This window comes from Candidatus Binataceae bacterium (genome assembly GCA_035294265.1).
GTDB lineage: Bacteria > Desulfobacterota > Binatia > Binatales > Binataceae > DATGLK01.
On record DATGLK010000044.1, the window covers coordinates 1 to 17,283 of the forward strand.

Below are 17,283 nucleotides of genomic sequence, written 5' to 3' on the forward strand. Positions count from 1 at the left end.
CGCTCACCGCAGTGCGTAGACGCGGGTTGGCGTTGATGTCGCCCCCACCCAAGCGCGCGGCGATGGTGATCTCTTTGATCAGCTTGGTAAACAGCTTGCCGCGCTTGGCATCACGCGCCGCCTTCTTGTGCTTAATCGAACTCCATTTAGAATGGCCTGACATGACTCTTATAAGCCTTTGTAAAACTTGGGGGCGATCATCCTCACCTTACCACAGCCAGAGGCGGCGCGGGAGCCGCTAGCGCCGGACCAGTGATGGCAAGATTGTTGCGATACCGCTCGCAGAAAGCAACCGACCGCCGGCGCGGGCTGCTTGCCCGTTGGTGGCCGGCTCTAGGAACCTTGGCGCTGGCCGCCTGCCTTTACCCCCCGCAGGCACCGCCGCCCGCTTCGGCCCTGCCCACCAAGATGGTGATCGACGCGCCCTACGATCTGACTTGGGACGCCGTCAACAAGGTGATGAAAGACCTGGGCTACATCATCGTGGCTCAGGACCCCAGCCACGGGATTATCGAAACCCAGGGCATCGCTTTTACGCTGTACGATGCCGATTGCGGCATCGTCGGGACCGCAGTGGGCAAGCAGGTGGCTCAGCCAGCGGCGGGCAGCAGCTCGGTCTTCAACATTTATCTGAAGCCAGCGGGCGACGAAGCTACCAGCGTCAGCATCCAGGCCAATTACAGCACCCCGATTCAGGTCCCCTTCCATCCCCAGCAAAACCAAGTCTGTGTATCGAGCGGACGGCGCGAAAACGCCCTGCTTGAGCTATTCAAGGAACAGGCCGCCAAAACCCATCGACCAGTCTTCAAGCCCCCGAGCCAATAACCGAACTATGGCAGTGGCGCCGCGCGCGCTAGGCTAAACGCATGGCAATCCAAAGAGTTTGCGTCTATTGCGCTTCCAGCCGGCAATGTGATCCGGTCTACCATCAAGCTGCCGCCGAGCTGGGTCGGGAGCTGGCCGCCCATCACGTGACGATCGTTTACGGCGGTGGCGCGGCCGGCTCGATGGGCCATCTAGCCAACGCTGCCCTAGACGCGGGCGGTCACGTGGTGGGCATCTTGCCCCGCTTCATGTACGACCTTGAATGGGGCCATCAACGGCTCTCGGAACTGCGGCTGGTCAACGACCTTCACGAGCGCAAGCGCGCCATGATAGCCGAGGTCGATGCGGTCATCGCGCTGCCCGGCGGCTGTGGCACCCTTGAAGAATTATTCGAGGCTATCACCTGGAAACGGCTGGGGCTGTACGCCGGGCCGATTGTGCTGGTGAATACTCGAGGCTTTTTCGACGATTGCGTCAAACTGCTTCAGGCTTGCATCGAGCAACGCTTCATGGACCCCCGTCACGCGCAAATGTGGAGCGTGGTGAACCAGCCGGCTGAGGTCTTGGCAGCGATCGAATCGGCCCCACCCTGGTTTCATCGCAATCGTGCCTTTGCCGCGCTTTAAGCGATTGCGCTGAGCGGTATAAGCATCAGCGCATTGCGAAAAGAGCCGAGAATTGTCCGGTTAAGCAAAAGTTTGGCCTTATGCCTTGACGCCATCACGCAATTTATGCCATTGCGATGGCTCGATCCGTAGCGATCATTGCCTTGGGGAAGGCGAGTCTGGGGAACTTTGCGCGGCGTTAGCCTCGCGGGATGCGGTTCGAAACCTGGCCGGCTTTAAGCGGGTGCGTCGCGCAACCTAACATAGGGGAGCGCAGACCATGAGACGTATGACCGTTGCGCTGCTGGCGGCGGCGCTGGTCGGGGGACTGGCGGCGACGGCACCAGCGCAGGACACGATCCCACCCGGCACCACCATCACGATTCAGAACTGGCAAAAATACAAAAACTTCATGTCGGTCACCTTCCAGTCGATGTGGACCAGCAATAACCCCACCACTCGGGTGCCCCCCGCCGCAGTGGTCCAGGTGGGGCCCACCCGCTCTTACAATATCGGCCACTGGTACTGGGACGCCACCGAGCGCTATAGCAAACAGGTTCAACTGGTTAGGGCGGCCGACGGCGGCTACACGATGCGTGGTTATGTAGCCGGGCAGCCCTTTCCCAACATCACGGCATCCGATCCGTTGGCCGGCTACAAGCTGATGTACAATACCTACTTTCAGTACGAACCGGCGGTGGTGGTGTACGACCGGGCCCAGGTGTACGACGTCGATCGTTATCAGAACGTAACCTTCCTGCGCGCACTGATCATCGGCTACACCTTGATGCATATCGTGGACCCCGGCTACCCGATGCAGGTGCCGCAGGCCAACGGCTTTTATCTTGCCCATACCGCCGAACAGATGGAGCCCGAACAGATCAAGTACCTCACCGCGCTCAATTTCACCTGGAGCGACCCTGAACGCTTTCCCGAATCCTACGTCTTCGTACCCAGTCTGCGCCGCACCCTGCGGCTGTCCAGCAATTCGCGCTGCGCTCCCTTCCAGGGGCAGGATTTCGACAACGACGATGAAACCCCGGTGCCGCTGCCGCCCACTTGGTTCCAAGCCAAATTTCTAGGGCTGCATAAGATGCTGATGTTCATCTTTAGAAACGACCGCGCCTCGCAGGACGCCTCCACTAAACGGAGCAGTTACTACGCCCCGGCGCTCAATTTGATGCCCAAGCCCGAAGTGCTGGGGCCCTGGCAGATGCGCGACCTGTACGCGCTGCAACTGCAGCGTCTGCCGCAATGGGACCGCGGCTACTGCCACGCCAATCGCATCTCCTACCTGGATAAGGAAACCGCTTCGACCGCCGGTTACGACACCTGGGATCAGAACAACAAGTTCTGGCGCGGGATGGTGCCCTTTCCGATGCCGCTCGCCAAGCCCGACGGCGGCGTCTTCATGACCGGGCAAGTCTGGGCCCATGACAATCCGGACTTCCAAAATGACCATCAAAGCCTGCTCCTGCCTCCCACCGAAGGGGCGGACGCCGTCTGGGTCAATCAGAACACCCCAGGCAAGTTCGTCAATTACGAACGCTACGCGACTCCCGCCGGCCTGCAGCAAGTGCTGCAATAACCGGAGCCGTGAGGGAGAGCGCCGCCCACGCGGCGCTCCCCCTTCCCGAGCACTCGCACACCCCGCAGGCTATAGTCGATAGCGCGGCGCAGCGATAAGTTGAGCCTGGAGATGAGGGTCGCGAGCGCACGGCCCGAATCGGGGAGAAGCGCCATGCGCATCGGTTTCATTGGCTTGGGCAACATGGGCGGACCGATGGCCTTGCATCTGCTGGCAGCGGGCCACGATGTGACGGTCCACGATATCCGCGTTGAGCTGGCTCAGCGCCAGCTTCAAGCTGGCGCCCGCTGGGCCGATTCGCCTCACACTCTAGCTCGCCAAAGCGACCTCGTGATGACCTCGCTGCCGGGCCCGCGCGAAGTGGAGACGGTAGTCTCAGGTCCGCAGGGAATCGCGAGCGCACTTGCCCCAGGCGCGCTTTATATCGATCTCTCGACCAACTCGCCCGCTGTGGTGCGCCAACTTCATGCCCAGCTCCAGCGTCGCGAGGTCGCGATGCTCGACGCACCGGTGAGCGGGGGGAAGGCCGGCGCCGAGGCAGCCACGCTGGCTATTTATGTGGGCGGCGAGGAGGCGGTGTTTGAGCGGGCCAAACCCATTCTCGGCGCGCTGGGCAACAAGCTGCTTTATATCGGCGCAATCGGCGCTGGCTCGGTGGCCAAGCTAGTTCATAACCTGATCTCGGTGTGCAGCATCAAGGTGTTTTCCGAAGCCTTGACCCTGGGAGTGAAGGCCGGCGTGCCGGGAGCGGCGTTGGTAACCGCCATCGAGGCCGGTGCTTACGGCCAGGGGCGCGGGATGTTGCGCATGATGCCCGACCTCTTGGGCGAGCGCCATTTTTCACCCGCTCGCTTCGCGCTTAAGCTAGCGCGTAAGGACCTGGGGCTGGCAACCGAGCTGGCCCGTCAGCTTGAGGTGCCGATGGCGGCGGCAGCGCTGGTGGAACAGGACCTCACCGAGCTTATCCGGCGAGGACTGGGCGAGCTGGACTTCTTCGCGCAGTTTACCTTGCAGGAGGAGCGCGCCGGGGTCAAAGTCAAGGGTAGCAACCAGTAGCGGCGCCATCGCCGCTGCCGCATGGGAGGCTTTTTTGGTGGCAAACGATCTGCGGGAAAAAGGCGCGCTCATTCGCCAGCAGCTCTGGGGCAATGACCCTCAAACAAAGGCCCAGACCGAGCGGATGGAGGCGTTTCATAAGGATCTGGGTGACTTTATTCAGGAACAGCTCTTCGGCGGCATTTGGTCGCGACCAGGTCTGCCGCTCAAGACCCGCTCTTTGATTACAGTAGCCGCATTGATGGCGATGGGGCGGGGGCCACAACTGCGCGCGCACATGCGTGGCGCGCTCAACATCGGAATCACCCCCGGGGAACTCAAGGAGGTGATTTTACACTTGTCTCAGTACAGCGGCATGCCTACGGCGGTTGAAGCCGTACGCATCCTGCAAGAATTGCTGGAGGCGCCATAGAGCTCACGCTGGCGCCAGCCGGCGTGCCACCACAATAAAGGCGGAATGACCGACCATGCGATGGACCGGCCGCACGCTCAGCCCCTTAACCTGCCACGGCCGCAACAGCGTTTCGAAGCACTCGACCTGGGCAAACTCGGGGCTCTGCTGGAGCGCGTCGACGCTGTCCTTGAGCTGCAGCGCGGTGGGAACATAGCAAATCAGCACGCCGCCGGGACGCAGTGCGGCGAGGACTTGGGGTAGCGCGCGCCAGGGTTCGGCCAGGTCAAGGAAGATGCGATCGACTCCCCGTTCGTCGAAGCCCTGATATAAGTCGCGCAGCTTGAGCGACCAGGTTGGGGCTGGGCCGAAGAAGGCGGCGACATTTTCGCGTGCCATGCGGGCGAAATCTTCGCGTCGCTCGTAGGAGAAGACTTCACCGTGTTCGCCCACCGCTCGCAACAACGCGATCGTCAGGGCACCCGCGCCGATGCCACCCTCAATCACGCGCGCGCCGGGGAAAACGTCGCCCCAGATTAGCAGCGGTCCGGTATCCTTAGGATAAATCACCTGGGCTTGACGAGGCAGCAGCGGGATCAAGTCGGCGTAGGTGGGCCGCAGGACCAAAAACGTCTCGCCGGTGCTGAACTTAACGCGCGAACCCTCGACCAGGCCGAACAGATCCTCAGCCGCGACTTGGCCGCGGATGGTCACCCGCCGCCCGCGGCGCAGCCGCTTGAGATACTGGCGTCCCTTGCGATCAATAAAAATGACCGCATCGTCCTCTTTGAGGGTCGGATCCAAGCCTATCAGACTTAGGCCGGCACGCCGCGCGACGCAACCATGACCCGACATATTGACTGGGTACCAAGCTAGCGTTTAGCCTTAGCTCAGAAGCCCGACCTTGTTCAGCAGTGACCGGTCGGGCTATTTTTTGACGGGGGTAACCGATGGCGGAAAAAAAAGCCAAAACGGCCGAACGCGGTGCCGAAGCGGTACATAAGCACATGTGCCCCAGCTGCGGCGCCGAAAGCAAAGTTATCTTCTATACCGGCTTCGGCAAGCGGGGATTTTTCTGGGTGTGCGAAAAGAATTGCGGTTACACCGCGCGCACGCGCTAACCGAGGTTGGAAATATCGTGGCCAGAGCGCGTAAGCCCAGTAAGTCGTCGAAGTCCGATCTGTACGCCGGCCTGACCGAAGCCGACGAGCACGAAGAAGAAGCCGACCTGCCCCGCGACGAAGCCGGCCGGCGAAAAATCAAGCGCCAGTACGAGGAGCTGCTCGGCATTCGCATCGAAAAGCTTAAGGGGCGGATTCTCAATCGCGAGCGTATCAACAAAACCATCGAAGGCATTTACTTCATCTGCGATAAGTGTATGAAGGTCTGCCATTCGCTCGACGAGGGGATCGTCGAAGACCCGGCCAATCTGCACAACTTATGCAATAGATGCGCCAAAGGCCGCACTGCGGCAGCTTGACCTAGTTTGAGTTCGATCGCGCGCTTTTAATTGAGTATCGTCCGGGCTAATTTGTCTTAATGGCGGCGCAGCCCGGCTTTTCGGCGATTGCGGCAATTTGGCGGTCAAAGTAGAGAGAGGCGATGGCCCTACAGCTTATTCCCCCGGATGTTAATGTAGATTTCGTTGGCAAGCGAAAATTTTTCGTCTTGCTCTCGACCGCAATCAACATCATCGCCCTCCTGCTGCTGATCTTCCGCGGCCTCAACTATGGAGTCGATTTTGCCGGCGGTACCGTGGTTCAAATCCGCGCTACCCGTCCCACCTCCGCCGAGGCCCTGCGTCATGCGCTGCAACCGCTCAACCTGGGCGACGTGACCATCCAAGATTTCGGCCAGGTCGGCTATCAGTACTTGGTACGCTTCGAGAAGGTCAGCAACCTCAAGAATTTCCGTAGCCTTTTGGTTACCGCCCTGGATAAGGGCTACGGTCCTGGCGGGGCCGAGGTGCTGCGGGTAGAAAGCGTCGGCGCACGAGTGGGCAAGGATTTGCGGCGCGACGCGATCGGGGCGGTGGTGGTCGCTACCATCTTCATGGGGGTCTTCATCGCCTGGCAGTTCCGCAACGTGAGCTGGAGCTTCGGCACCGGTGCGGTTATCGCCTTGATTCACGATATCCTGGTCGTAACCGGGGCCCTGGTTATCGCCCAGTTGCAGTTCGACCTGACCACCCTGGCGGCACTGCTCACGGTAATCGGCTATTCGGTCCATGACACGATCATCGTCTCCGACCGGATTCGCGAGGATGCGCTTAAGCGGCGGCGAGAAAGCCTGCCCGTGATCATGAATCGGGCGATCAACGAGACCCTCTCACGCACGATCCTGACTTCGGGGGTAGCGATCGTGGTGTTGATCGTGCTGCTGGCGCTGGGCGGGCCCATTCTGCGCCCCTCCGCCTTCACCCTTCTGGTCGGCTTTATTACCGGCACCTATTCATCGATTTATATCGCCGGTCCGGTGGTCTTGTTCTGGGAAAGCCGCGTCAAGATCAAAGCCCTGCCGCGCGCGGCCTGACGCGCCCCCTTGGCCGCCATGGACAAGCTGCTGGCAACCTCGCGAGGCAGCTACCGGCTGATAATAGTCGAAACGGTTGCGGCCGGCGCGGGCGCTATAGCTACAATTTCGCTCGAGCACAGTGGCGGGCTGGAGAAATTTGCCTTTCGCTGCCGCATCGAGAAAACTTTGGAAGCTGAGTCGGTTCGGTTGCGCTCGCTTTTAGAGCCCTGGCTTGAAAAGAATTTCGAGTCGGTACGCGAGGCGGCGTTGAAGTCCATCCGCACGGAGCGCCGTTTGGCCGAGTTGGAACCCACCTTGGCCGCCTGACTCAAACAAAAAATTCTTTCTGGAAAAAACGGGAGGCGCCCTTGAGCACATCCTTCACCCGTGCCCGACGCCTTGGGCTGAAGGCGCAAGCCGGAAGAGGCGCTGGTGTGGTGATTGCGGCGGTGTCGAGGGATCCAACGCATACACCATACTCATCCTCACTCCCCCCGGCATCGTGTGGGGAGGAGGGGTACAATTGGCCGCAGCGCGCAATGTTTACTCGGCCGCTAAGCGGCTAAACGGAGCCGATTCGCCCCTCCCCCACCGCCAAGCCAGTCCACGCCGGCGCCGGAATCCGGTCGTGTCCAGCGGCCGGAAAGACCAGCATCCCCAACAATCCGCTGAATACGAAGGCACCCGCGGCCAACTCGAAACCCAGCACATAACTGTGGCTGAGATCCAGCAGCTTGCCCACGGCGTAGGGGCCACAACCCTGGCCGAATGACCCGGCCAGGGTCACGATTCCCATCAGCGTGCCGTAGCTTCGACGCCCCTGGCTTTGCGCCAGCATCACCGGCAACACCACGTTGGTTCCCATGAAGATGCCCCAGAGCAGGACGTAGGCGACCACCGGAGCTATTCCAAATGACAAATGGCGCGCCATCAAAAGCGCGATTACGCCGCCGGCAATCAGAATAAAGCCGACGAGCAACGTCGGCTTGGTTCCACAACGATCGCTGACAGCGCCCATCAGGATTGATCCAGGGCCAAGCAGAAAAGCCTTGGCTCCGAAGATCGCCGCCGCGGTGGTTGCCGCGTAGCCGACACTGATGAGATATGGGATGGTATGGAAATAAACCGCGCCGACGCCCGCCATGTAGAAATAGTTTACCGCCACCAGCAACCAGAAGCTGAACGTGCGCAGCGCCGCACCGACCTCGAGGCCGGGCAGAGCAGCATTAGGAATTGAGCCGGCTTGGGTCGATGAGGGGTGGGCCGCCCGTCGGCCGAAGGAGTCGGGCCATACGCGAAAACCGGCGGGGGTGCTCCTGACCAGGAACAAACCGATCGGTGCGGCAACAAAAAGCATCGGCAAACCCACCGTGGTCATCGCTACCCGCCATCCGGCATGAAGCACAACGCCGGTGGCGAGCCGTGGCGCCATGGCGAGGCCAAGCGACATGCCGGCGGTCAGGATACCGATCGCCAGGGCGAAGCGATGGGAGAACCAGTTGGCCGCCACCACTGCCATCGGGACGTGAGTGGCAAGCGCGGTTCCAGCACCGATCATGGCATAGCACAACACCATCGCGGACAGTGAGCTGCAGCGGGCCGCAGCCACGAAGCCGCTGCCGGCCAAGGCCGCGCCGGCTGCCACGATCAGGCCGGCGTCGAAGCGATCAAGCAGATAGCCGGCCAGCACGGACACTAAACCCAACAGCAATTCGCAGGAGCTGGCCAATTCGGAGACCTGGGCATGGGACCAGCCAAACTGACGGATGAGAGGATTGAAAAAGACCCCGAGGGTGCTGATGCTGGGACCGAAGAGAAAAATTTCCGCAATCGTCAGGCTGATCAGCACGGTATAGGCGCGCCCTCGCTCGGCTGACATCAATGGCCCTCCTTCATCGGGCACCCGCGGCGCCGAAGAGCGTTACTTGGTCCGGGAGCCGTTATCGCCGTCGCTGGCGCGGCGGGCGGCCAAGAACGGCTCGATCAAATCGAGAGGAAGGGGAAAGACCGTGGTGGAATTACGATCGGTTGCAATCTCGGCCAGGGTCTGCAGATAGCGCAGTTGCAAGGTAAGCGGATTTTGGGCCATGACTGCGGCCGCTTCAGCCAAGCGCTGGGAGGCTTGGAACTCACCCTCGGCAGCGATAATCTTGGCCCTCCGCTCACGCTCAGCCTCCGCCTGGGCCGCGATCGCGCGCTGCATATCCTGGGGTAGATCGATGTTCTTGAGTTCAACCATTACCACCTTGATACCCCAGGGCTCGGTTTGGGAATCGACAATGGCTTGAATGCGGGCGTTGAGTTTTTCGCGTTGGCCGAGCAGATCGTCGAGGTCGGTTTGGCCGCCGACCGAGCGCAAAGTGGTTTGCGCCAGTTGGAGCGTGGCAAACAGGTAATTTTCCACCTCGACCACCGCGCGTGAAGGCTCGACAACGCGGAAATATAGCACTGCGCTTACTTTGACGGTGACATTATCATGAGTGATGACATCCTGGGGCGGAATCTCCAAGGTCACGGTGCGCAGGTCGATTCGCTGTATCCGCTCGATTCCAGGGATGATAAAAACCACACCCGGGCCACGATGTGGCAGCAGGCGTCCCAACCGAAAGACCACCCCGCGCTCGTACTCGCGCAAGACGTTGATGCCGCTGAAGAGGATCATAACCGCGATCGCGACTACCACGATAACTGCCAATGGCATGACAAACCTCCGCCTGATAGCGCGCCAGCGCGAGAAAAGGCCGGCTGCGAGGGTTAGTATTCCAGATAGCGCGGGTTCACAAGCCGGCGGCGGTGGGGTCTCACCTGCCCGGAGGGCGCAGAACATTGGCCGCAGCCGGCTTGACTGTCAATTCCAGGCCGTCAATCGCGATGACCTGAACCTGGGCGCCTGCGGCCAGGTCACAATCGCTGAGCGCCCGCCAGAGCTCCCCCCGAAGCGTGACCCAGCCAGGGTGACCCGCCACGATCGCCTGGCAGACCTCACCCACCTCACCGACCATCGCCTCGGGTCCGGTGCGCGGAGGGCGACGTCGTTGGCTCAAGCTCCAACTCAACAGCAGCACGACTATCAGGAGCACAGCCGCGCCGGCGGCGATTACCCCACGGCCGATCAGCAGATCGCTGCGCGCCGGATCGATGAGAAACATGGCGCCAAGCAAAAAAGCGATTAACCCACCCGCACCCATCACGCCGTAAGTGGGAACAAAGGCCTCCGCGCCCAGAAGCGCCAAGCCTAGGATCAACAGCAGAGCGCCGATCAGGTTGATGGGAAGAATCGACAAACCGGCCAAAGCCATAAACAAGCAGACGGCACCGACGATTCCGGGGGCAAAAAGACCCGGATGGGCAAATTCTAGATACAAGCCCACCAATCCCGCCATCAGCAGAAGATAAACCAAGTCAGGATCGGCCAGCTTATCTAGCAAGCTCTCGGGAAAAGTCATCGTGCGGCGGATTATTGGAACCCCAGTCAGTAACAGCACCTGAGTTGAGCCGTCAACCTCGACCCGCCGACCACTGGCCTTGAACATAAGGTCAGGAAGGTCGCGGGCGATTATATCGATCACGTGCAAGGCCAGCGCTTCCTCAGCGCTGGCCGCCACACTGCCGCGTACCGCCTGCTCGACCCAGGTTTGGTTGCGGCCTCGGCGCAGCGCGATGCTGCGCGCCATTGCGGCGGTGAAGTTCTCCAATTTGCGCCCCTCCACTCCACCCGGCGCGTTACCATTGGGCTGCACCGGATGGGCCGCGCCGATCGAAGTTCCCGGCGCCATCGCGGCGAGATTGGCCGCCAAGGTAATGAACATGCCGGCGGAAGCGGCGGCGGCACCCGGCGGCGCGACATAGACGATCACAGGCAAAGGCGCACTCAAAATATCCTTGACGATCGAGTGCATCGAAATCAGCAAACCACCCGGGGTGTCCAGTTCGATGATCATGGCGCGCGCCTGTCGACGGGCCGCCCACTCGAGACTTTGATGGATAAACTCGGCGCTGGCCGGGTTGATAGTGCCATTGATTTGGAGCAGCGCCACTGGTCCCTGGGGTTGGCTCGCGCTCCAAGCCCACCGTGGGCTGAAGAAAAAGAGCACCAACAAAGCGGCGATCGAAATAAGCGCTTTCACGCTGAGACTCCCCGCAAGCTGGCTGGCGACATGGCTATCCCTATGCTTACCGGTCCTACCTGTCGTCTTCCCGCAAGAGCAATAAATATACGATGGCGCTACCTTCCCGGTTAAGGGGCGTGCACGATGGCTGTCACGATTCGTGCAGCCAAACTTTCTTACGGTCGGCAAGCGCCACCGGAACACTACGGTTCAATCCATATCAGCTTCCATCCATCGTTGAGTAAGCAGCGTGTGCTCCGCTCATGAAATCTCCCTGGATCGGTCGGCATCTTCCCTGTTCCAAGGCTAATCATGTAGGAATCGCGTATGGGCGGACACCCGCTCATGGAGAATCGAAGACCACGCCGCCGCGAACTATTCGTTCAGCGCACCCAGTCAACTTGGCGTGAGAGCAAAACTACATCTTCAAGAATAGGAATTAGAAGTCGCGAAAAACCCGCGGCCCGGGCACGAGGCAGTTCTTGGGGTCGGAAGGGTCAGGGTTACCCAACCACCTGTTAGGTGGATAGTCGGCCGGCGCCATTCAATTTAAGCGCGCGCATTACTTCTTGGACATCCGCCCATACCAACCGCTTGTCGCCCGGGTTGCGCAGCAGGTAGGCGGGATGGAACGTCGGCATGAATGGTATGTCTTGCACGCGCTGCCAGTGCCCGCGAAGTTTGCCGATCGGGGTTTTGGTGTTGAGCAGCGCGTGCACCGCAAAGGTTCCCAAGCCGACGATAACCTCGGGTTTTACCAGAGCGATTTGCCGCCACAAAAAGGGCTGGCAGGCCGCGACTTCGTCAGGTTCGGGATTGCGGTTGCCCGGCGGACGACATTTGATCACATTGCAAATGTAGACCTCGGTCCGCTTGAGGCGCATTCCTCGTTCGATGATATCGGTCAGGAGCTGACCCGCGCGCCCCACGAATGGCTCGCCCTGTGCGTCTTCGTCGGCGCCCGGCGCCTCGCCCACGAACATCAAGCGAGCCTTGGGATCGCCGACTCCGAACACCAGATGGGTACGACCCGAATGCAGCTTGCATCGGCGGCAATCGCCAATAAAGGAGCGCAGCGCGGTCAAATCGACGCTCTCTCCCAGCCCAGGGTAATAAGAGGTAAGCAAATCCTGTGCGCCCGACCGTGTGGTTGGGGCAGCGGGAGTGGCCGCGGCGACGTGGGCGATCGAGGTCGTCAATGGCTTGGCAGGCGCAGTACGTGGCGCAGGCAATCCCTCCAGCCCTTCCTCGAGCAACTGCTCGGCGTAATCACGAATCGAATCGATGATCAACTGGCGAGAGTGTGGCAAATCGCTCATCGCAACCTTCATTTCCTGACCGAGCCTGAAGATTCACAGCTCCGCTACAAACCAAGCGCCATTCGAAAGCGAGCACCCAAAACCGTGGTCCCAGTCAGCGGGACAGGGCTCGCACCGCATCGGCGCGGTGCTGTGCCGTTTCCGCCTTCATCTTCGCGACTCGGTCCAGGATCAGGTTGGCTACCTCGTCCTTGCTCAGCTTGGGATGGGGTTCTACGCGCCCGCTGGGGTCGATCAAAGTGACGATATTGGTGTCCACGGCAAAGCCGGCACCCTCGGCGGTGACGTCGTTGGCGACGATCAAATCGAGCTTTTTACGCTGCAGCTTGGCCTGCGCGTTGGCCAGCAGCTCTTCGGTCTCGGCGGCAAAACCGATGATTCGGCGAGTGCCCTTGCGCGCTGCCAACGCCGGCAGTTGATCGGCAATTGGCTCCAGTTCAAGGCGCCAGCGCGCGGCCCGTTTTTTGATTTTTTGCGTGGCCACCGTCGCCGGGCGAAAGTCGGCTATCGCCGCCGCCATCACGAGGACTGTGCACCAAGCGAAGTTATCGCTGGTCGCACGCAGCATTTCTTCGGCACTGACCGTCGAAATGCGCGTCACCGAACCAGGCACGGGCAGCGCCGTGGGGCCCGAAATCAGCCGCACTTCAGCCCCGCGCATCCAAGCCGCACGGGCCAAGGCGTAGCCCATCTTGCCCGAGGAGCGATTAGAAACGAAGCGCACCGGATCGATCGATTCCTGGGTCGGGCCAGCGCTAATCAGAAGGCGTTGGCCGGCGAGATCGGCCGGAGTGAGTAAGCGCTCGGCTTCCTCGACAATGGTGGTGGGTTCGCATAAGCGTCCCTGCCCCTCGTAACCACACGCCAGCGGCCCCACCGTAGGCTCAATGACGGTGACACCTCGCGATACCAAGCGAGCCAGATTCTCCTTGACCGCGGGATGGGCATACATATGAACGTTCATCGCCGGGGCGAAGGCGACAGGGCAGTGGGCAGCTAAGAGCACCGTGGTAACGAGATCATCTGCGATGCCCAGGGCGGCCTTGGCGATAATATCGGCGGTGGCCGGAGCAATCACAATCAGATCGGCCGAATCGGCCAAGCGGATGTGGCCAATTTGCGATTCTTGGCCGAGGTCGAAAGTCTGGCTGGCAACCGGCTTGCCGCTCAAGGTTTGGAGGGTCAGAGGAGTGATGAACTGGGCGGCGTTGGGGGTCATCATGACCTGCACGCGAGCCTGGCGAGCCACCAGCAAGCGGATGAGTTCTGCCGCCTTGTAAGCGGCAATGCCCCCGCTTACGCCCAAGAGGATGTTTTTTTCCGCCAACGCCATCAGGGATTCGCGGCACTCCCGCTTCTCAACTTTATGCCGCGCGCCGCGGCGCTGACAATCCGCTGGCGCGGTTTTGCTCAGCGCTCGATTTCACCCTTGACGAACAGTTCAACTTGCTGGCGCGCCACGTCATCAGCTAGCTGCCGCGGCGGATGCTTCATCGAGTACGCGGAAATGGAATGGAGCGGGCCCCCGATTTTACGGTCTCGCGCCAATTTCACGCAACGTATCACGTCAACCACGATTCCACCGGAATTGGGCGAATCCTGTACCGACATGCGCAGCTCCAATTCTATCGGAACACCTCCAAAGCCTTCGCCCTCCACCCGCAGAAAGCAGACCTTGTTGTCCTTTTGCCAAGCTACGTAATCCGAAGGACCGATATGGACATCGTCCGCAGGGAGGGGTTGCGGCAGCACGCTCTGAACGGCAGAGGTCTTGGAGATCCGCTTGGAACCCAATCGAGACCGATCGAGCATGTTGAGAAAGTCAGTGTTTCCGCCGGTGTTAAGTTGATAGGTATGGCGCAGCTTGATGCCGCGGTCGGCAAAAATCTTCATGATGGCGCGATGCAGAATAGTCGCGCCCAGTTGCGATTTGACGTCGTCTCCTACCACTGGAATATGACGGCGGGTAAATTCGTGCGCCCAGTTTTCATCGGAGACGATGAAGACCGGGATACAATTGACCAAGCTAACGCCGGTAGCTAGGCAGGCACGCGCATAGCGTTCCACCGCCTTTTGACTGCCGACAGGCAGGTAGCACAGCAGCACCTCGGCGCCGGTATCGCGCAGATGGCGCTCGATATCGACAGCCGGCTGGTTAACCGGAACAAAGGTGCGCTCCGGGGGATAGTCGGCCATATGGGGCGCAACCCCATCAAGTTGCTCACCCATTGCCACGGTTACCCCGTAACGGGGCAGATCGCGCCAGATGGTGACGGTGTTATTCGGCAGGGCGAAACACGCCTCTTCCAAGGGACGACCGACCTTTCGCTCATCGATATCAAAGGCGCAGGCCACTTCGATGTCGCTGGGCAGGTAGCCGCCCAAGTTGTAATGCATCAGGCCGACAGGCGGGACCTGCGGGTTGGCATGTCTATAGAATTCTATCCCTTGCAAGAGGGCAGAGGCACAGTTGCCCACGCCCGCAATCGCTATCCTAATTTTAGCCATCGTGGATCGCTCAGCTCCAAACCCCCTCCCCTTGCGCCCTAGGATTCAGCGCCCAACTGCTTGACCCCAGGGCAAAGGCTGCCCCATCAAAAGGGCTCACCCAGCGCAGACAGTTTGCTGGCATAGCGCTCATTTACGAAAGCGCGAGGGAAAGCCCGGCGTGAAATTGCGCTCCGAGTGGAGTTGGCGGGCCCGTTCGATCAAAACCGCCTCGCTCTCCGGGTTGTTCGGGTCTGGAATGCAGCAATCAACCGGGCAGACCCGAGCGCACTGCTCGACTTCGAAAAAACCCACGCACTCCGTGCACTTATCCGCCACGATATAAAAAATATCCTGCACTGGCGCAGGGTGGCGCACCCCACCGAGCTCCCATTCGTGACCACCTTCATAAATTGCAACATTGGGGCACTCGCGCGCGCAGGCACCGCAATTGATGCATTCTTCGGTGATGATGGTCGCCATCAGCTCGCGAACGCTGATCCCACCGTTGGCGGAAGCATAAGTGGAGTTAGCCTAATCAATTGGAAGCCAACAATAGCGGCTAGCCACAAATGCAGCAAGCGACAAAGGCCTCTCAAGGGAGGGTCTCTATCAGTTGTCGAGCAATTTGCGCAAAACCCCGGCTCAAGGCATGGTCTGGCTGATCGAGCACGAGCGGAGTACCTCGATCGCCCGTTTCCCCCACCGACAGGTCCAAGGGAAGAGTTCCAAGCAATGGGACTCCCTCCTGCGCCGCCATTCGCGCCCCACCCCCGCTACCGAAAATCGGCTCACTTTCGCCGCATTGGGGACAAACAAAACCGCTCATATTCTCGATCACGCCCAGGATTGGGCAGTGAACTTGATGGAACATGCGAACTGCCCGCATCGCATCCAGCAAGGCCAAGTCTTGCGGGGTGGTCACGATCACGGCACCGTCGAGCGCCACCAATTGGGCCAGGGTCAACTGAGCGTCGCCGGTTCCGGGAGGTAAATCCACGATCAGATAATCCAATTCGCCCCATGAGGTTTGCTGAAGAAACTGTCGGACGGCACTCATTACCATCGGCCCGCGCCAAATTACCGGCGCACGCTCGGTGAGGAAAAAGGCCATCGAAATCAGCTTGATTCCATGGCGCTCCACCGGGTAAAAGCGCTCGGGACCGGCACTGCGCGGCCGCTCGGCCATGGCATCGAACATCAGGCCCATCGAAGGGCCATAGATATCGGCGTCCAGCAGTCCCACCGCCAGCCCCCTAGCGGCCAAGGCTAGCGAGAGATTGGCGGCCACGGTAGATTTTCCCACACCGCCCTTGCCACTGGCAATTGCAATCACGTGCCGCACCCCGGCTAAGCGCATTCGGCCGGTTTTTTCGCCTAGCTCCGCTTCCATCCGGCGCACTCTCAGCGCTATCGGGGCCAAGCCGCGCTGCCGGCTCAGCCGCGCCTCGACGGTTGCGGCTAGCTCCCGCATCAGGGTGTCGTTTTCCGTCGCCTGGCGCAGGGTGATGACGAAACCGCCGCGCTCCTGGGGTGCTATGTCCTCGACGATGCCCAGCGTGACGATATCGTGCTCGTAGCCCGGATAAGGTACTTGGCGAAGCGCTTGGAGGATCGTGTCAGCTCTTGAATCAGTCACCGAACTGATTATGGCAGAGGCTCTACCGGGGCGGAAGGCGCGCCGGCCAGGAACCGATAGGCTCCTAGCCGGCTAAAATCTCACCTAATCTTACGGTAGGGGAGAGGCCGAAACGGAAGTCGAGGGACCAGGCGTGGTCGAAGGTGAGGCGGCAGTAGAGGGCGAAGGAGAAGTGAAGGCCGAAGCCGAGGCGCTAGGCGAGGCGCTGGCGCGAGGCGTGGTCGAAGGCGAGGTCACGGCACTGGGCGACGCGCTAGGCGAGGCACTAGCGCGAGGCGTGGTCGAGGGTGAAGGGGAAGCGCTGGGTGAAGGCGAAATGCTAGGTGAAGGTGAGGGCACTGGTGAAGGAATCGGTCCAGGCACGCCCACGGTGCAATTGGTGAAGGTCAGGGGAGGCGCGGTGGTCAGGGGACCGGGCGCTACCGCCGACAGGATGGAGCGAATACCCAGCCGCATAGGATTTTGGCCAGCCGCTGAAGGCGTGGTTCCACCTACCGCTACGCCACCGCTGGAAGTAGTACCGGTTAGAGCGAAGGGAGAGGTGGCAATTTCGCTGGGAGTACAGAACGGCACCAAGGAGTTGCTCTGGGTGGCCATGGCATCGATCGCATACATCACCGGACCACTGGGCATCATGTAGCCATTGCCATTGCTTGAAAAGCTACCTACCACCGGACCTCCCGCGGGCAGCGCCAACTGGTAGCAAGCACAGGTGCCCCCGTTGGGACAGGTCTGCGAGAGCTGGTTGCA

The 17,283-nt window shown here is 60.7% G+C and carries 19 protein-coding genes; 10 read left to right on the plus strand and 9 right to left on the minus strand.

The window, feature by feature from the left end; all coding sequences use genetic code 11:
- Positions 1-255 precede the first annotated feature (255 nt).
- The 5 genes from VKV28_07685 (at position 256) to VKV28_07705 (ending at position 4,486) form a co-directional block, all read left to right on the plus strand.
- Positions 256-825 carry a hypothetical protein gene (locus tag VKV28_07685; GenBank protein HLH76670.1) on the plus strand — a complete coding sequence of 190 codons (570 nt, stop codon included), beginning with the start codon at positions 256-258 and terminating at the stop codon, positions 823-825.
- Positions 826-866: 41 nt separating this feature from the next.
- Positions 867-1,451 carry a TIGR00730 family Rossman fold protein gene (locus tag VKV28_07690; GenBank protein HLH76671.1) on the plus strand — a complete coding sequence of 195 codons (585 nt, stop codon included), beginning with the start codon at positions 867-869 and terminating at the stop codon, positions 1,449-1,451.
- Between the two features lie 259 nt (positions 1,452-1,710).
- Positions 1,711-3,018: a DUF1329 domain-containing protein gene (locus VKV28_07695; GenBank protein HLH76672.1), complete on the plus strand. Its 1,308-nt coding sequence runs from the start codon at positions 1,711-1,713 to the stop codon at positions 3,016-3,018.
- 153 nt (positions 3,019-3,171) lie between these two features.
- Entirely contained in the window at positions 3,172-4,074 is a 903-nt protein-coding gene (locus VKV28_07700) for an NAD(P)-dependent oxidoreductase (protein HLH76673.1), read from the plus strand.
- A gap of 37 nt (positions 4,075-4,111) precedes the next feature.
- Complete coding sequence (locus VKV28_07705) at positions 4,112-4,486, plus strand: carboxymuconolactone decarboxylase family protein (GenBank protein HLH76674.1); 375 nt, start codon at positions 4,112-4,114, stop codon at positions 4,484-4,486.
- A gap of 3 nt (positions 4,487-4,489) precedes the next feature.
- Here the strand turns inward: VKV28_07705 and VKV28_07710 are convergent, their stop codons facing one another.
- Complete coding sequence (locus VKV28_07710) at positions 4,490-5,320, minus strand: tRNA (adenine-N1)-methyltransferase (protein HLH76675.1); 831 nt, start codon at positions 5,318-5,320, stop codon at positions 4,490-4,492.
- Positions 5,321-5,415: 95 nt separating this feature from the next.
- Here VKV28_07710 and VKV28_07715 point away from each other — a divergent pair, with 95 nt between their 5' ends.
- The 4 genes from VKV28_07715 (at position 5,416) to VKV28_07730 (ending at position 7,306) form a co-directional block, all read left to right on the plus strand.
- Entirely contained in the window at positions 5,416-5,586 is a 171-nt protein-coding gene (locus VKV28_07715) for a hypothetical protein (GenBank protein ID HLH76676.1), read from the plus strand.
- A gap of 17 nt (positions 5,587-5,603) precedes the next feature.
- Positions 5,604-5,945, plus strand: coding sequence for a hypothetical protein (locus VKV28_07720; protein ID HLH76677.1), 342 nt, complete (start codon positions 5,604-5,606; stop codon positions 5,943-5,945).
- Positions 5,946-6,067: 122 nt separating this feature from the next.
- A complete protein-coding gene (secF, locus tag VKV28_07725) occupies positions 6,068-6,997 on the plus strand; it encodes a protein translocase subunit SecF (GenBank protein ID HLH76678.1) in 930 nt (309 codons plus the stop codon).
- Positions 6,998-7,006: 9 nt separating this feature from the next.
- Complete coding sequence (locus VKV28_07730; protein ID HLH76679.1) at positions 7,007-7,306, plus strand: hypothetical protein; 300 nt, start codon at positions 7,007-7,009, stop codon at positions 7,304-7,306.
- 235 nt (positions 7,307-7,541) lie between these two features.
- On the opposite strand, the gene VKV28_07735 is transcribed toward VKV28_07730, so the two are convergent.
- From VKV28_07735 to VKV28_07770, 8 genes are all read right to left on the minus strand, one after another.
- Positions 7,542-8,858, minus strand: coding sequence for an MFS transporter (locus VKV28_07735; protein HLH76680.1), 1,317 nt, complete (start codon positions 8,856-8,858; stop codon positions 7,542-7,544).
- Positions 8,859-8,900: 42 nt separating this feature from the next.
- Positions 8,901-9,680, minus strand: a complete 780-nt coding sequence (locus tag VKV28_07740; GenBank protein HLH76681.1) for a slipin family protein — start codon at positions 9,678-9,680, stop codon at positions 8,901-8,903.
- A gap of 100 nt (positions 9,681-9,780) precedes the next feature.
- A complete protein-coding gene (locus VKV28_07745; GenBank protein HLH76682.1) occupies positions 9,781-11,106 on the minus strand; it encodes a nodulation protein NfeD in 1,326 nt (441 codons plus the stop codon).
- A 500-nt stretch (positions 11,107-11,606) separates the two neighbouring features.
- A complete protein-coding gene (locus tag VKV28_07750; protein ID HLH76683.1) occupies positions 11,607-12,407 on the minus strand; it encodes a uracil-DNA glycosylase in 801 nt (266 codons plus the stop codon).
- 94 nt (positions 12,408-12,501) lie between these two features.
- Entirely contained in the window at positions 12,502-13,740 is a 1,239-nt protein-coding gene (coaBC, locus tag VKV28_07755) for a bifunctional phosphopantothenoylcysteine decarboxylase/phosphopantothenate--cysteine ligase CoaBC (GenBank protein HLH76684.1), read from the minus strand.
- A 77-nt stretch (positions 13,741-13,817) separates the two neighbouring features.
- Positions 13,818-14,915, minus strand: a complete 1,098-nt coding sequence (locus VKV28_07760; protein ID HLH76685.1) for an inositol-3-phosphate synthase — start codon at positions 14,913-14,915, stop codon at positions 13,818-13,820.
- Between the two features lie 129 nt (positions 14,916-15,044).
- The gene (locus VKV28_07765) at positions 15,045-15,377 is read right to left on the minus strand and encodes a 4Fe-4S dicluster domain-containing protein (protein HLH76686.1); all 333 of its coding nucleotides are present in this window, start codon (positions 15,375-15,377) and stop codon (positions 15,045-15,047) included.
- 112 nt (positions 15,378-15,489) lie between these two features.
- Positions 15,490-16,533, minus strand: a complete 1,044-nt coding sequence (locus tag VKV28_07770) for an Mrp/NBP35 family ATP-binding protein (protein ID HLH76687.1) — start codon at positions 16,531-16,533, stop codon at positions 15,490-15,492.
- Between the two features lie 133 nt (positions 16,534-16,666).
- Here VKV28_07770 and VKV28_07775 point away from each other — a divergent pair, with 133 nt between their 5' ends.
- On the plus strand, positions 16,667-17,173 hold the full coding sequence (locus tag VKV28_07775) for a hypothetical protein (protein ID HLH76688.1): 507 nt from the start codon (positions 16,667-16,669) through the stop codon (positions 17,171-17,173).
- The last annotated feature ends 110 nt before the right edge of the window (positions 17,174-17,283 follow it).

Bases quoted from the DNA above. Each gene is read 5' to 3' on its own strand.
- VKV28_07740 (HLH76681.1), bottom strand. From the start codon at position 9,680: ATGCCATTGGCAGTTATCGTGGTAGTCGCGATCGCGGTTATGATCCTC.
- VKV28_07750 (HLH76683.1), bottom strand. From the start codon at position 12,407: ATGAGCGATTTGCCACACTCTCGCCAGTTGATCATCGATTCGATTCGT.
- VKV28_07765 (HLH76686.1), bottom strand. From the start codon at position 15,377: ATGGCGACCATCATCACCGAAGAATGCATCAATTGCGGTGCCTGCGCG.
- VKV28_07715 (HLH76676.1), top strand. From the start codon at position 5,416: ATGGCGGAAAAAAAAGCCAAAACGGCCGAACGCGGTGCCGAAGCGGTA.
- VKV28_07735 (HLH76680.1), bottom strand. From the start codon at position 8,858: ATGTCAGCCGAGCGAGGGCGCGCCTATACCGTGCTGATCAGCCTGACG.
- VKV28_07690 (HLH76671.1), top strand. From the start codon at position 867: ATGGCAATCCAAAGAGTTTGCGTCTATTGCGCTTCCAGCCGGCAATGT.
- secF (HLH76678.1), top strand. From the start codon at position 6,068: ATGGCCCTACAGCTTATTCCCCCGGATGTTAATGTAGATTTCGTTGGC.
- VKV28_07695 (HLH76672.1), top strand. From the start codon at position 1,711: ATGAGACGTATGACCGTTGCGCTGCTGGCGGCGGCGCTGGTCGGGGGA.
- VKV28_07760 (HLH76685.1), bottom strand. From the start codon at position 14,915: ATGGCTAAAATTAGGATAGCGATTGCGGGCGTGGGCAACTGTGCCTCT.
- coaBC (HLH76684.1), bottom strand. From the start codon at position 13,740: ATGGCGTTGGCGGAAAAAAACATCCTCTTGGGCGTAAGCGGGGGCATT.
- VKV28_07710 (HLH76675.1), bottom strand. From the start codon at position 5,320: ATGTCGGGTCATGGTTGCGTCGCGCGGCGTGCCGGCCTAAGTCTGATA.
- VKV28_07685 (HLH76670.1), top strand. From the start codon at position 256: ATGGCAAGATTGTTGCGATACCGCTCGCAGAAAGCAACCGACCGCCGG.
- VKV28_07700 (HLH76673.1), top strand. From the start codon at position 3,172: ATGCGCATCGGTTTCATTGGCTTGGGCAACATGGGCGGACCGATGGCC.